Origin of the sequence: Pseudodesulfovibrio sp. zrk46 (genome assembly GCF_012516435.1) — a bacterium.
GTDB lineage: Bacteria > Desulfobacterota > Desulfovibrionia > Desulfovibrionales > Desulfovibrionaceae > Pseudodesulfovibrio.
In genome coordinates this window covers 1,218,271-1,232,833 of the sequence record NZ_CP051216.1, presented here as the reverse complement: position 1 = coordinate 1,232,833, position 14,563 = coordinate 1,218,271, and the positions used below count along the sequence as shown (strand labels likewise).

13 protein-coding genes are annotated in these 14,563 nt (G+C 55.8%); 9 read left to right on the top strand and 4 right to left on the bottom strand.

What is annotated here, in order from left to right; all coding sequences use genetic code 11:
• Positions 1-5: 5 nt before the first annotated feature.
• The 3 genes from HFN16_RS05615 (at position 6) to HFN16_RS05605 (ending at position 3,555) form a co-directional block, all read left to right on the top strand.
• Positions 6-1,226, top strand: a complete 1,221-nt coding sequence (locus HFN16_RS05615; protein WP_168889789.1) for a response regulator — start codon at positions 6-8, stop codon at positions 1,224-1,226.
• A gap of 141 nt (positions 1,227-1,367) precedes the next feature.
• Complete coding sequence (locus HFN16_RS05610) at positions 1,368-2,387, top strand: glycosyltransferase (RefSeq protein ID WP_168889787.1); 1,020 nt, start codon at positions 1,368-1,370, stop codon at positions 2,385-2,387.
• Positions 2,388-2,562: 175 nt separating this feature from the next.
• Positions 2,563-3,555 carry a BMP family ABC transporter substrate-binding protein gene (locus HFN16_RS05605; RefSeq protein WP_168889786.1) on the top strand — a complete coding sequence of 331 codons (993 nt, stop codon included), beginning with the start codon at positions 2,563-2,565 and terminating at the stop codon, positions 3,553-3,555.
• Here HFN16_RS05605 and HFN16_RS05600 read toward each other — a convergent pair whose 3' ends face one another.
• Positions 3,556-4,101 (bottom strand): CD3072 family TudS-related putative desulfidase, encoded by a 546-nt coding sequence (locus HFN16_RS05600; RefSeq protein WP_168889784.1) that lies wholly within the window; start codon positions 4,099-4,101, stop codon positions 3,556-3,558. It lies immediately after the preceding gene.
• A 104-nt stretch (positions 4,102-4,205) separates the two neighbouring features.
• On the opposite strand from HFN16_RS05600, the gene HFN16_RS05595 reads away from it, so the two are divergent.
• Positions 4,206-6,530, top strand: a complete 2,325-nt coding sequence (locus tag HFN16_RS05595; RefSeq protein WP_168889783.1) for an ATP-binding protein — start codon at positions 4,206-4,208, stop codon at positions 6,528-6,530.
• Between the two features lie 82 nt (positions 6,531-6,612).
• On the opposite strand, the gene HFN16_RS05590 is transcribed toward HFN16_RS05595, so the two are convergent.
• Positions 6,613-7,614, bottom strand: coding sequence for a stomatin-like protein (locus tag HFN16_RS05590; RefSeq protein WP_168889782.1), 1,002 nt, complete (start codon positions 7,612-7,614; stop codon positions 6,613-6,615).
• Between the two features lies 1 nt (position 7,615).
• A complete protein-coding gene (locus HFN16_RS05585; RefSeq protein WP_168889781.1) occupies positions 7,616-8,086 on the bottom strand; it encodes an NfeD family protein in 471 nt (156 codons plus the stop codon).
• A gap of 318 nt (positions 8,087-8,404) precedes the next feature.
• Here HFN16_RS05585 and HFN16_RS05580 point away from each other — a divergent pair, with 318 nt between their 5' ends.
• From HFN16_RS05580 to HFN16_RS05570, 3 genes are all read left to right on the top strand, one after another.
• Complete coding sequence (locus HFN16_RS05580; protein WP_168889780.1) at positions 8,405-10,528, top strand: Tex family protein; 2,124 nt, start codon at positions 8,405-8,407, stop codon at positions 10,526-10,528.
• 76 nt (positions 10,529-10,604) lie between these two features.
• Positions 10,605-11,684: a three-Cys-motif partner protein TcmP gene (gene tcmP / locus HFN16_RS05575; protein WP_168889779.1), complete on the top strand. Its 1,080-nt coding sequence runs from the start codon at positions 10,605-10,607 to the stop codon at positions 11,682-11,684.
• Between the two features lie 13 nt (positions 11,685-11,697).
• Positions 11,698-12,423, top strand: a complete 726-nt coding sequence (locus HFN16_RS05570; protein ID WP_168889778.1) for a phage Gp37/Gp68 family protein — start codon at positions 11,698-11,700, stop codon at positions 12,421-12,423.
• Between the two features lie 7 nt (positions 12,424-12,430).
• Here HFN16_RS05570 and HFN16_RS05565 read toward each other — a convergent pair whose 3' ends face one another.
• On the bottom strand, positions 12,431-12,859 hold the full coding sequence (locus tag HFN16_RS05565) for an MOSC domain-containing protein (protein WP_168889777.1): 429 nt from the start codon (positions 12,857-12,859) through the stop codon (positions 12,431-12,433).
• A gap of 208 nt (positions 12,860-13,067) precedes the next feature.
• Here HFN16_RS05565 and HFN16_RS05560 point away from each other — a divergent pair, with 208 nt between their 5' ends.
• A complete protein-coding gene (locus HFN16_RS05560; protein ID WP_168889776.1) occupies positions 13,068-13,520 on the top strand; it encodes a hypothetical protein in 453 nt (150 codons plus the stop codon).
• Between the two features lie 134 nt (positions 13,521-13,654).
• On the top strand, positions 13,655-14,557 hold the full coding sequence (locus tag HFN16_RS05555) for a TIGR01777 family oxidoreductase (RefSeq protein ID WP_168889775.1): 903 nt from the start codon (positions 13,655-13,657) through the stop codon (positions 14,555-14,557).
• Positions 14,558-14,563 lie beyond the last annotated feature (6 nt).

The window sequence follows — 14,563 nt, the reverse complement described above, 5'->3', positions numbered from 1 at the left end:
TGCCCATGAAAAAGAGAATACTGTTTGTTGATGAAGATCAGAATATTTTGGACAGCTTTCGGGCAATGCTCCATGTGAAACGCAAGGATTGGAAGGGGAGCTATGCATCGTGTGCCAACGGCGGGCTGGAGCTGCTGGGCAATGAGGAATTTGACGTGGTCGTTTCTGACCTGCGTATCCCCTGCCTGGACGGAATGGAGTTTCTCGACAAGGTCCGAAAAGTGCAACCAAACGCCATCAGGGTTGTGTTGTCGGGGTATTCGGACATGCAGCAGTTGCTCAATACCACCAAGTACGCCCATCAGTTTTTGAGCAAACCCTGCTCGACCAATGTGCTGCTCGATTCGATCCAGCGCCTGCTCGATATTGACGATATTTTGAATAACGATGAAATCAAGAATGTCGTCGTGCAACTGAAGTCGCTGCCGACCATCCCAGAGATATATCTTGATGTGGTGAAGGAGCTGGAGAAGGCTGAGCCGGATCTGAAGCTGGTAGGCGGGCTGGTCGAGCAGGATATCGGCTTGTCCACGAATCTGCTGAAGGTGGTGAATTCGCCCTACTTCGGTTTTTACCAGCGCGTTATCTCTCCGGCCCACGCGGTCGTCCTTCTGGGTATCGATGCCCTCAAGGGGTTGATATTGGGAGTCAAACTGATTGGGAGTCTGGACCCCGCCGAGGAGGGGCATTACTCGGTGGGCAATCTGTGGAACCACTGTCTCCAGACCGGATATTTTGCCAGGGTGATCGCCACTTCGGAAGGAATGGACAAGGCGTTTATCGAGAGCTGTTTTGTCTGCGGTATACTCCACGATGTCGGCAAGTTTGTTCTGCTGACCCAGTTGTACGATTTATATGGTCCCTTGCTGAATGAAACCAGATCCGCAGGGGGGCCGGTCCATAGTATTGAGCAGAAACAACTGAAAGTGAGTCATGCCGAAATAGGGGCATACCTTCTGGGAACATGGGGCTTTAGCTCCGATATCGTCAGAGGGGTTTTTGAACACCACGCTCCTGTCGTGGAGAATGGAGAAATTTCGACAGCCCTGGTCGTGCATGCCGCCAATGTGTTTCAGCATGAGTGTGCCGTTTGGAATCCTGATTACAGCGTCTCTCCCCTTGATCCCGAGTTGTTGGCTCAACCGGACATGGCGTTGAAACTGGAGAAGTGGCGTGAACTTTGCGGACGCTATTACGACGAGCAGCAGGAAGAAAACGGGGAGTAAAAGCAGTCAGGTGGCGGACAGGATTTTCCCCCTTACTTCACTTGCCAATTTGTTACTTTTCCCAAATAATGCCGGAAAATACGGCTCGTCCCATTGGTGGGATGTGTCGTCTGCAGCACGTTATCCGGGAGCATCAGTTCGATGGGTGAAACAACGGCCAAGCCGCTTGAGGGATTGAAAGTCGCGTGGCTCGAAGGGCACTACTTCGTGAAGACCTTCATGGAGGAGTGCGGTGCCGAGGTGAAGCACGTCTATGTGCGTGAGCAGCCCCGTGACTGGGACTGGGTCGTGGAGCGGTGCGGGTTCGAGCCCGACATCCTGATCTATGCGGACCGGAGTCGTCCGCCCATGCTGTTCGGACTGGAATCCTTTCCCTGTCTAACGGTTTTTCTCAGCGTGGACAGTCACATTCACAAATGGTTCCCCATCTATGCCCAGGCCTTTGACCTGTGTACGGTCAGTCTCAAGGACCACATCGCCGACTATCAGGGCAAGCGGTTGCCCGATGACCGCATCTTCTGGCTGCCCGCCTTTGCTCGTGAGACTGATATGCCCATGGAAGCTGAGAAGATCTGGGATCTCCTCTTCGTGGGCAATGTCAAAGAGGATATTTTCCCGGTGCGGGCGCGCATGCTGCGCGAACTCGGCGAGAAGTTCTCCGGCCTGCATGTGGCGCAGGGCGCGTACCGTGAGCTGTTCGCACAGGCCCGGCTGGTGCTGAATATCGCCGAGCGCGGCGACATGAACTACCGTCTGTTCGAGGCTCTGGGCTGCAAGAGCTGTCTCGTGACGCCGAAGATCGGGCACGGACAGGACGAGCTGTTCACCGACGGCGAGGACCTCTTTACTTATGATCAGGACGACGTCGACGGGCTGGTTGCGCTGGTGGAGTCTCTGCTTCAGGACGAGGAACGTTGCAGGAAGGTGGCGGAGAGCGGATACGCCAAGGTCAACAACGGCCATCGCGAACGCAACCGGGCATCGGACTTCGCCCACTGGCTGGACAGTTTCGATCGGCAGGCGTTGGTGAACGAGCGGCTCAGGAACGCCACGACCATTTTTGAAGCCAGCCTGAAGCTGCTCTATCTGCATCACGCAGAGACCATGGAAGAGCCAGCCTGGCAGGCAGCCTATCTGCGCGCTGCCCAGCGCGGCGCATAGCGCTCCCCTTTGAGTGGTGAATTTTATTCACCACTGATTTTCCACGCTTTTTTTGTATAATTATACTGATTATTTTTGTCCCCAGCCGGTGAAATGGACGGGGTAGCTATTTACTTTTTCCATCACTTGGGCAATAGAATCTCGATGCTGGATAACCTTTTGTGAGGGGAAGGGTATGAAGAAGATTCTGTTAGCAGGATTGTGTGTCCTGTTGTTTGCCACTGCGGCCATGGCGAATTCGCTGGTGGTCGGTTTTGTCACCGGGGCTTCCGGACTGGGAGACCTCTCTTATAACGACATGGCCTATGGGGGCATCCGCAAGGCCCAGCAGGAGCATGGGTTCAAGCTTATCGTGACCGAACCGGAAGGAAACGGACAGGTCACCAAGGAAGCGGTGCTGGGTGCGGTCAAGCAGGCGGACGTCGTGCTGGTGCTCGGCGCGCAGCATATTGAGCTGGTCAAGGAGCTCGGCAAGCTCAACCCGAACAAGAAGTTCGTCCTGTTCGAGATTCCGGTGGAAGGGTTTCCCAATATCTCCAGTGTGATGTTCAAGCAAAGCGAAGGCTCGTTCATGGCTGGCGCATTGGCTGCCATGGTGACCGAGACGGGCAAGGTCGGCTTTGTGGGCGGTACGCCGATTCCGCCGGTGCAGGCCTTTGAGCAGGGATATCGCGAGGGCGTGGCCTACGCCAATCCCAAAGTGGACGTGATGGTGGACTATGTGAGTCCGGCTGGTGATTTTTCCGGCTTCGGCAACCCGAAGAAGGGATACTCTTTGGCCAACGGGCAGTACAACAAGGGTGCTGACATCGTGTTCGCCGTAGCAGGCCTGACAGGCAACGGCGTCATCGAGGCGGCCCGTCGCTCCGGCAACTACGCCATCGGCGTGGATTCGGATCAGGACTCTCTGGCCAAGGGATTCGTGCTTACCAGCATGATCAAGCGACTGGATACGGCCACCTACACCGAACTGACAGAGATCGTGCAGGACCGTTTCACTGCCGGACCGTCCTACTACGGCCTGAACAACGGCGGCGTGAGTCTGAGCGAGATGAAGTACACCCGCGACAAAATCGCGCCCGGGGTGCTCGAGAAGCTGGACGCCATCAAGGCCAAGGTCATTGACGGTGAGATCAAGGTGACGGACCTGCTGTCCGCCAAGAAATAACTACAGGACGCCCTTGAGCGTGACTGCCGGATCGTCCGTGGAGCCGAGGCCCTTGAAGGGCACGTTCAGGGAGCGGGCGGTAAAGGCGCGTTCAAGCTCCTGCATGAAGATGCCTGCGCCGTTGACGCGGCACCCGGAGAGGTTGATCTCCCGGGGGCGGCCGCCCCATTTCGGGGTGTCGTAGGTTTCGGCAACACCGCAGCTCGGGCTGCCTTCCACGCCGAGCAGGGCCGGGATTGCATAGCCCGCCGCAACATAGGTCGCGGCCTGTTCGGCAGCCTCGTCGGCGAGCCGGGCGCAGAGGCTGCGGAAAGCCGGGTGGTCGTATTGGGAGCGAGCCTGCCACCAGCGGTTCGGTCCCATGTGCAGGAACTCCGGACACGGCAGTTGGATGATGCCCGCCTGTTTTTCGGCCAGCAGGTCGAGGAGGTCGGGCATGGCGCCGGGGAATTTGGCCAGCCCGCATACCTTTGCGTTGGCGTTGAGCAGGCAGTGGCAGGCAAAGACGACGCGGCCTGAACGGGAATCGGACTGAGGACATTGCATGATGGCTCTCCTTGATGGAGTGAAGGGTATGCAATTTTACCAACCGGTGGCAAGCTGGTATGTGAAAACCGGGAATTGGAGTAAAGATCAGGACCGCTTAAGGCATGTTTAACCGACTAAGACTCAAGATAACGTTTGGAACCGCCCTCATTCTGGGCGGCTTTCTGACGTTGCTGGGTATGTACCTGATCAACTCCCAGAAGGAGCAGCTGGTACAGAACCTGAGCGACCACGGCCACCGCATTGCCGGGCTGGCCGCCCGCTCAAGCGCCGAGTACATTCAGCGGTTCAGCTTCTTCCTCATGGAAGACCAGGCCATGTCCATTGAGCAGTCACCCAACATCGCGTTCTGCGAAATTTATGATGAAAACGGTGACTCCCTGCTCCAGTCCGGCAACATCATTTCCGAAGATCACGAAGGCAAGAACAAGGCGCACTACGGCGAAGACATCCTCGTGGTCTCCCGGCCCATCCTGGCCAGCGGCAAGCTGCTCGGCTCCGTAGAGATCGGCCTGCGCATGGGCAGTATCGACCGGGTCATGGCCAAGAAAACGACCCACATGGTCATACTGTTTGTCGGCTTCACCATTTTGGTGGTCGTTGTGCTGAACATCTTTTTGAACAAGCTCATCACCAAGCCTGTTCACTCCCTTGCCGAAGGCACCCGGCGATTGGCCAACCGCGACTTTGTCACCCTTGATGCCGGCACCAGAAAAGACGAGATCGGCCAGCTGACCAAGAATTTCAACAGTATGAGTCAGGCTCTGCGCGATTTGTACACCAACCTTGAGCGTAAGGTGCAGGAGCGGACGCAGGAACTGGAAAAGGCCAACGCTGAACTGCGTCATGCCGCAGACCGCGCCCGTGAGATGGCAGAACGCGCCGAGGCAGGCACCCTTGCCAAGTCGCAGTTCCTCGCATCCATGAGCCACGAAATTCGTACCCCCATGAACGCGGTGCTGGGCATGGGCGAGATCCTGAACGGGTCGGAACTGACCAAGGAGCAGCAGCGGTGCGTTTCCGTGTTGCTGCAATCTGGCAATGCCCTGCTCAACATCATCGAAGACGTGCTGGATCTGAGCAAGATCGAGGCGGGCGAGATGGTGTTTGAGGACGCGCCGTTCAATCTCGAAGCCTCCATCGACAAGGCCTTCAAGGTCACGGCTTACGCGGGCCACCAGAAAGGCATCGACCTTGATTATTCCATTGCCTCGGGTGTGCCCTTGGAATTGCACGGCGATGCCCTGCGGCTGCAACAGATCCTGATCAACCTGCTGGGCAACGGAGTGAAGTTTACGGACAAGGGCCATGTGCTTCTTCATGTGTCGCTGGCCTCGGGCGGGCAGAATGGTCATGGATTGATGTTGCATTTCCGTGTGCAGGACTCGGGCACAGGCATCCCGCCGGACAAGCTGGAATCCATTTTCGACAAGTTCACTCAGGCGGACGCTTCCACCTCGCGCAAACACGGCGGCACTGGCCTTGGCCTCTCCATTTGTCGCCTGCTGTGCGAAAAACTCGGCGGCTCCATCTGGATCGAAAGCGACTGGGGGACCGGCAGCACTGTCCATTTCTGCCTGCCATATCAGGCGCACAATGGCGAACTGAAGCCCCTCTCACCCCTCAGGAACAAGCGTCTCATGCTGGTGGATGCCCGGGAATATGCTCGCAAGACGCTGGTCGCACGGCTTGAAGCCGCGGGAGCGAGGGTGGACCTCGCCAAGAGCCCGGACGCCGCAGGAGAACTGCTGGATAAAAATGGCTGGCACGGTATCTACGACGGCCTGCTCATATGCGCTCCCATGGAGGGAGACGGCTGGGAAGCTGCGCCGGTTTTCCTCGTTGATCAGGGAGTTCCTCCGGAACGCATCATACTGCTTCGCGCCGGAAACCAATCCCAGATGGACAATGTGCCCGGGTTGGGCGGCATCTTGACCAAACCCGCATTTATCCCTGAAATCGGGGCGGTCCTCACCTATTCGAAGTTCAGACCGCTGGGGCATGCGGTTGGGCCCGAACGCGTGCCGGGGAGCACCGCTGGCGGCCTGACCATCCTGCTGGTGGAAGACAGCGAGGCCAACAGCCTGCTGATCGAGCTGTACCTCAAGGACTCCGGCCACAAGCTGCTCATGGCTGCCGATGGCGAGTCCGCGCTGGAGATGTTCCGCAACGAGCCTGTGGACGTTGTGTTCATGGATGTGGAAATGCCAGGCATGGACGGGCTGGAATGTACCCGCCAGATTCGCGCCTGGGAAAGCGCCAAAGGGCTGGAGCCTACCCCGGTGGTAGCCCTCACCGCACACGCCCTCGTGGAAATCAGAACACAGGCGCAGGCCGCGGGTTGCAATGACTTCCTGACCAAGCCCGTTGCCCGCCGCGACTTCCTCGAAGTGGTGGATGCGGCCTTTGTCGCCCTGCATCGGCGATAGATTTCGAGCAGAAAAGTATTTCAAAAAAGCGCCCCCTGAATGTGAACATTCAGGGGGCATTTCGTTTTTCTGTTGAGGCCGTTTATTCAGCTGGTTCAAACGGCTCCGTTGGAACCAGTTGAGGCTTGGGAGCGGGCTTTGCCTGTTGCTTCGGGGCGGAGACGTTCTTGATGATCTCTGTGGCCGAGGCGACCATGCCGCCGATGTTGCCCATGTCGGCAGGGATGATCATGGTGTTGTTGGTCTTGGCGAGGTTGCCGAATTCATCAATGAACTGCTGGGCGACCTTGAGGTTCATGGCCTCGGCGCCGCCCGGCAGGTTGATGACTTCTGCGACCTTTTGCAGGCCCTTGGCCGTGGCGTCGGCCACCAGCAGGATTTCCTGTGCGCGACCTTCGGCCTCGTTGATACGCTTCTGCTTCTCACCCTCGGAGAGCTGCATGGCCTCCTGCTTCATGCCTTCGGAACGGTTGATGCGCGACTGACGGTCACCCTCGGACAGGGCGATTTCGGCGCGCTTTTCACGCTCGGCCTTCATCTGCTGCTCCATGGCGACCATGACGTTGCCGGGAGGGGTGATATCCTTGATCTCGTAGCGCATGACCTTGATGCCCCACTCCTGAGCGGCTTCGTCAACGGCCTCGACAACAGCGGCGTTGATGGATTCGCGCTCTTCAAAGGTCTTGTCCAGATCGATCTTGCCGATGGCGGAGCGGAGCGAGGTCTGGGCAAGCTGAGAGGCTGCGATGTAGTAGTTTTCGATGCCGTAGCAGGATTTCATGGCGTCGATGACGCGGATGTAGAGCACACCGTCGATGGTTACGGAGACGTTGTCGCGGGTGATGCAGGACTGGGCCGGGACATCCATGACCTCTTCCTTCAGGCTGCGTCTGTAGGCCACCTGATCGATGAAGGGGATGAGGATGTGCAGCCCCGCCTTGATGGACTTGGAATATTTGCCGAGCCGTTCGATGACGAATTGGCTGCGCTGCGGAACGATGACCGCGGTTTTAACGATGATGAGGATGAGCAGTAGGGCAAAGACGACTAGCGTGACGAGTGAAGTAATAGTTGCGGGATCCATATCAGTTCTCCTTTTGAACGATGAGAATATTGTTGTTTTCGTGATGCCGGGAGAGGATCTTCACCAATGCTCCGGCTTCGATGGTTTCTGTGGATTCAGCGGTCCAGAAGGTCCCCTGAAACTTGATGCGTCCTCGCTTGGGTGGATCGATGGTCTCTACGACTTCGGCCTGCGCCCCGATGGCGTGGTCGGTTTCTCCCTCGATGTCGTCCCCCTTTGAGGAGGAGCCGTGGAAGATCGTAGACATGTAACGCCTGAGCAGGAGGAGAAGGACCAGCGAGGATACGGTGAAGACAATGAGCTGTAACTGAATGGAGCTTCCAAAGAACGCGGTGGCTCCGGCCAGCAACGCGCCGATCCCGAAGAAGATGACGACGAAGCCCGGGGCCATCAGCTCGGCGAGGATGAATCCGACACCCACAGCCAGCCAGATGAGCCACATGACGTTGTTCGTAGAACTTAAGAAATCCATATAAAGCCTCCTGATTGATAGGCATTACATACAGCACCCTGAAATATTTGTCGATGCGGTAATGTATTGTGATGACTAATCGTTACTCGTCTTTCACTCGTCGCTTTCTCGATCATTGACCATGATTTGTTCCACGCTGTAGTAAGTGCAGGCTTCGTTTCCCACTTGACTCTCACTCCGAATCAAGTACCAAACTTCATAACAATGCTCCTCCCGCACCGAAGGTGCAAAGCGGGATTCCAAAGGGTCATAACCCCTTGGCCGCCGGAGGCGAAATCATCCAACAATCGCGCCAAAGGCGCATCCATATCTGCATCTATGAACGATACCCATATCCAGACCATATCCCGTGAATTGTCCCTCAAACCGTACCATGTCTCTGCCGTGGCCAAACTGCTGGACGAAGGCGCTACCGTGCCATTCATCTCCCGCTACCGAAAGGAAGCCACCGGCACCATGGATGAGGTCAAAGTGGCAGGCGTCCGCGACCGGCTGGGCGAACTGGCCGAGCTGGACAAGCGGCGCGAGGCCATCCTGACCTCCCTGCAAGAGCGCGATCTGCTCACGGACGACTTGAAATCCGCCATCGAACGCGCCCGGGACAAGGCGCAGCTGGAAGACATCTACCTGCCGCATCGTCCCAAACGGAAAACACGCGCCTCCATGGCCAAGGAGCGCGGTCTGGAACCGCTGGCCAATATCCTCATGGCCCAGAAAGGGGCCGACCCCAAAGCCGAGGCCCGGAAGTATGTGAACCCGGCCAAGGATGTCCCTGATGTGGCTGCGGCACTGGCCGGGGCACGCGATATCTTGGCCGAACGCATCAGTGAAAACGCCAAGGCAAGGGCTGCCATGCGTACCCTGTTCGTGAAGCGCGGCCGATTCATGTCCAAAATGGTCAAGGGCAAGGAAGAGGAAGGGGCCACCTACCGCGACTGGTTCGACTGGGACGAACCGCTGGTACGCGTGCCGGGCCACCGGGCGCTGGCCATGTTCCGCGGCGAAAACGAGAAGGTGCTCAAGCTCTCCCTGCGTCCGCCCGAGGAAGAAGCGGCAGGGCTACTGAAACGCTCCGTAGTCCGCGGTCATGGACCGGACGCCCGTGAAGTGGGTGCGGCCATGGAAGACTGCTACAAACGACTGCTCGGCCCATCGCTGGAAAATGAAGTGCGTGGTGAGGTCAAGAAACGGGCAGACACCGAGGCCATCAAGGTGTTCGCGGCCAACCTGCGAGAACTGCTGCTGGCCGCGCCGCTGGGACAGAAACGGGTGCTGGCACTCGATCCCGGCTTCCGCACCGGAGCCAAGCTCACGGTGCTGGACGCACAGGGCGCGCTCAAGGAATACGACACCATCTTCCCGGTGGGCTCCAAGGGCCAGCAGGCCGGGGCCGCTGAAACCCTGAAGAAGCTCTGCGCCAAGTACGACATCGAAGCCATCGCCATCGGCAACGGCACGGCCGGACGTGAAACCGAGGCGTTCGTGCGCGAACTGGGCCTGAATATTCCGGTGGTGCTGGTGAATGAGGCTGGCGCGTCCATCTACTCTGCCTCGGAAGTGGCGCGAAAGGAATTTCCTGATCTCGACCTGACCGTGCGCGGCTCGGCATCCATTGGCAGACGCCTGATGGACCCGCTTGCCGAGCTGGTCAAGATCGATCCCAAGTCCATCGGCGTGGGCCAGTACCAGCATGACGTGGATCAGGCCGCCCTGAAAAAGTCACTGGATGACGTGGTGGAAAGCTGCGTGAACTCCGTGGGCGTGGACCTGAACACCGCCAGCGCGGAACTGCTGGCCTACGTGTCCGGCCTCGGCCCGGTGCTGGCGGGCAACATCGTGGGCCACCGAGATGAGAACGGCCCGTTCGACTCGCGCCGCGAACTGCTCAAGGTGAAGCGGCTCGGCCCCAAGGCGTTCGAGCAGGCCGCCGGGTTCCTGCGCGTGCAGGGCAAGGAAGTGCTGGACGCCAGCGCGGTCCATCCCGAGCGGTACAAGCTGGTCAAACAGATGGCCAAGGACGCAGGCTGCACCGTGGCCGACCTCATGGCCGACGAGGCAGCGCGCTCCCGCGTGAACGTGGAGAGCTACGTATCCGAAGAAGTGGGCCTGCCCACCCTGCGCGACATCATGGCCGAGCTGGCCAAACCCGGCCGCGACCCCCGCGCCGAGTTCACGGTCTTCTCCTTCGCCGAGGGCGTCAACGACATCAAGGATGTGCACGAGGGCATGAAGCTGCCCGGCATCGTGACCAATGTCACCAAGTTCGGCGCGTTCGTGGACATCGGCGTCCACCGCGACGGCCTGGTTCACATCAGCCAACTGGCCGACAAGTTCGTCCGCGACCCCGCCGAAGTGGTGGCCGCCGGCCGCGAGGTCGAAGTGACCGTCATCGGCGTGGACATGAAGCGCGGGCGGATCAATCTGAGTATGAAGAAGGTGTGATTCTATATGTTATTGCAATTAAAAAATAAAAGGAGTAGTGCGTTCTAAGTAAGTGAAATTTGCTTAAGGGATTGATATGAGTTCAGATTTTCATAAAGAAGCTTTCGATGAGCAGACGAAATTAAAATTACAGTTGTATAGATTGTATATTCGTGAGTGGTTGCCTGTTTTTATGGCTCAGGCTGAGCAGGGGCTTGATAGGATTAATATTTTTGATTTGTTTTGTGGTCCGGGTTCTGATGGTGATGGCACTTGGGGAAGTCCTTTAATTTTATTAGAAGCGATTTCAATTTATTTAAGAAAGAGGCAAACAGCACATACTGCCCCGATATACATATATTTTAATGATTCCAAAAAATGGAAGATAGACGCACTCAAAGAATCGGTCGCAACAACGTTTGGAGAGCTTCCAAGAATATCTATCAGTTATTCTTGTTCGGAGTATGATGACGCTTTCCCTAAAGCCATGACTATTGCGGAACAGAATAATTCTGCAAATTTTCTATTTGTTGATCAATTCGGCATCAGTGCACTTGATGAAATGAGGTTCAAGGAGCTTACATCATTAAAAAGAACCGACTGGCTATGTTTCATCTCGTCTTCAACATTTAGTCGATTTAATAATCATCCGTCCATCGCGTGTAAGTTGGCGGTAGAGAAAACTGGCAAATGGTCAAACATTCATAGGGATGTGGCATGTCGTTATAGAGAATTGCTAAACTCAAGTGATTATTACATCGTTCCTTTCTCAATTAAGAAAGGTAGCAACGTGTACGGATTGATCTTTGGTTCAGGACATCCTCTTGGAGCGGATAAATTTTTAAGAGGGTGTTGGAAGGTTGATCCAATTACAGGTGAGGCTAACTATAACATTGATGGCGATTTGAAGTCGCCGCATGGGCATCTTTCTTTTTTTAAGCCTACAAAGCTAACAGTATTTAAAGAAAAGCTTTGTAAAAAAATTACAGAAAAGGAAGTTGTTACCAACAAAGATGCCTATCTGTTTGCCTTGCACCAAGGCATCCCATCCGCTGAATTAAAAAAAATATTATACGAGCTTAAAAAAGAGAAAGTTGTCACTCAAGTTCCCGGGGTGTCATATTCGACGATCTTTGGAAAAGGGAAAAACAAAATTGTGCCCTTGTTAGTTGTTTGATAAAAGTTGACTTATGAGTACATCGAAAATTGAATGGACTGAAGCCACTTGGAATCCATTGACTGGTTGTACAAAAATCAGTCCAGGGTGCGCTAATTGCTACGCAGAGAGGATGGCTAAGCGACTTCAAAATATGGGAGTGCGGAACTATCGAGACGGCTTCCAGCTTAGAATGCATGAAGATGCTTTGGATATCCCTCTAGGTTGGAAAAAGCCTCGAGTGATTTTTGTCAATTCAATGAGTGATTTATTCCATGAAGATGTTCCGTTAAGCTTTATCAAAAAAGTTTTTTATATAATGAGCGTTACCCCTCAGCATACGTATCAGGTCTTGACAAAACGCTCTACTCGCCTTGCTGAATTGTCTTCTGAATTGAAGTGGCCCTCGAATGTGTGGATGGGGGTTAGTATTGAAAACGCTGACTATAAATATCGCATTGATAATCTCTCCAATACCGATGCTTGCGTAAAGTTCTTGTCACTTGAGCCATTGCTTGGTCCCATAACAGAGATGTCACTAGACGCAATCGACTGGGTTATTGTCGGTGGTGAATCTGGCCCTGGCGCTCGCCCAATGGATGAAGAGTGGGTCACAGACATACGTGATCAATGCAACGCATCAGCCACTCCGTTTTTCTTCAAGCAATGGGGTGGAACCAACAAGAAGAAGAACGGAAGAATCCTTGAAGGAAAAACTTGGGATCAGATGCCTCGCAATTGTGAAGCCGTAGTCTCATAATAAGCGCCTAGCGCACGATCTCGATCCCGTCGCCCTTTGTGACGGTGCCGCCGCGCAGGACTTTGCCGAACACGCCCTCCTTGGGCATGATGCAGTAGCCCACTTCCTTGCGGATGGAGCAGCCGTGGTGGCAGGTTTTGCCGATCTGGGTGATCTCCAGCAGCGTGTCACCCACGGCGATGCGCATGCCGGGTTCGAGGCTGGACGCGGCAATGCCGATGGTGGTGATGTTCTCGGCAAAGTCGCCCACCTTGAGGGTGGCGAGGTCTTTTTTCATGTCCTCGATGCGTTCGAAGGCGAGCAGACTCACCTGCCGCTCGCTGCCGCCGTGGGCGTCATTTTCCACTCCGAAGTCCTCACGAAGAGTGATGGTTTCGACTTCGTGCTTCTTCTCGCCCTTTTTGTCGCTGATGTTCACGGCATGTACGATTCCCATAGCTGCCTCCTGCACGGTTGGTGCGGATTGTTTAAGATACCTGAGTAAAGCAGTCAGGTATTTTCGTCCAAAAGGCAACCCCTATTGTTTTGCCCTGCTTTTTGCACTCAGAGGTAACGGTGAAAATCGTGTTGCACAATGTTGCGAAACAGGTGTTTGTGGGATAGGCTGCGCACAATTTGCAACTTAGATTCCATTGTAGAGATATATGAAATTTCGATCCCTTTTTCTGGCCCTGTTTCTGTTGATTTCCGCCTCCGTAGCCAATGGTGCGGAGACGGATTATCTGGCTCTTCTGGCTGAAGATTCCGAGATCAAGGCCATTGCCGTTGTCACCAATGTGCGACGCATGAGCAATAACAGCGACGGCACCTTCCAGCATGTGACCTTCAAGCGTATCTATGGCGTGACACCGTTCATTCCCACGACGTTTGTCGGTGGCTGCAAGACCATGGAGTCCCGCTGGCAAAAGCGTTCGTCCGACATGGTGTATTTCAACCCGCGTAAAGGGCAGAAGGTCTACGTGACCGTCACCACCAACGGCGGGGCCATCACCAGCTTCACGCCCATCAATGCCCAGCTCGAGGCTGTGCTCAGGCAGGAACCCCACCGGGTTGCCTACAGCCGCGGCAAGGCCAAAGTCATTCCGATTCAGCAGTAGGCCCAAGGGTCTGCTTTCCGCTTTTCGCGCTCGTTATTCGCATCCATTATAATGCGAATCATCTGGCATAATCGGTTTTGCCGTGATAATCTCCGTATTGAACCGAAATTTCGTTCGGTTATCGGAGGGTCTACATGCGAGCAATCATCGCCGGTGGTACCGGCTTCATAGGTAAGGCATTGGTGGCCGAACTCAAGGCCAATGATTGGGAGATCGTGGTCCTGTCGCGTTCGCCCGGCAAGGTGGCAGAGGTCTTTGGTTCGGGCGTCATCGGCATGCGTTGGGATAACGGCGACTGGCCGGACATGCTCGGTGCTGATTCCGTCATCGTCAATCTGGCGGGCGAGAACATCGCTGCCGGAAGGTGGACGGCCACCAGAAAGAAGCGCATCCTCGAGAGCCGCGTCAAGGCCGGCGAGCAGCTGGTCAAGGCGGTCAAGCTGGGTGATACGTTGCCCGCCGCCATTATTCAGGGCTCTGCCGTTGGCTATTACGGTCCACACGGCAACAACCCCATTGATGAAGACACGCCATCGGGCACCGGCTATCTGGCCGAGGTGGCACGGCAGTGGGAGGACTCCACCAAGGAACTGGAGGCCATGGGCGTTCGTCGCGCCATCATCCGCACCGGTATGGTGCTGGGCAACGGCGGGGCGCTGGAGCGCCTGTTGCCACCTTTCCGCTTTTTTGTGGGAGGCCCTCCGGGCGATGGCTTTCAGGGCGTGTCGTGGATTCATATCGACGATGAAGTCGGAGCCATCCGGTTCCTCATGGAAAATGACTCCACCAGCGGCGCGTATAACCTGACCGCGCCCACGCCGGTTCGGTTCCGCAAGTTTGCCCATATTCTGGGCGATACCTTGAACCGTCCCTATAAGCTCAGGGTGCCGGCAGCGATCATGCGGCTGCTGCTCGGGGAGATGGCTGACGAGGTCATTTTGTCGGGTCAGCTGGCCCTGCCCAAGCGGTTGGAGGAAGCGGGCTACCAGTTCAAGTATCCTTCGCTTGAAGGCGCCTTGGGCAACCTTCTGGGTTGAGTAGAC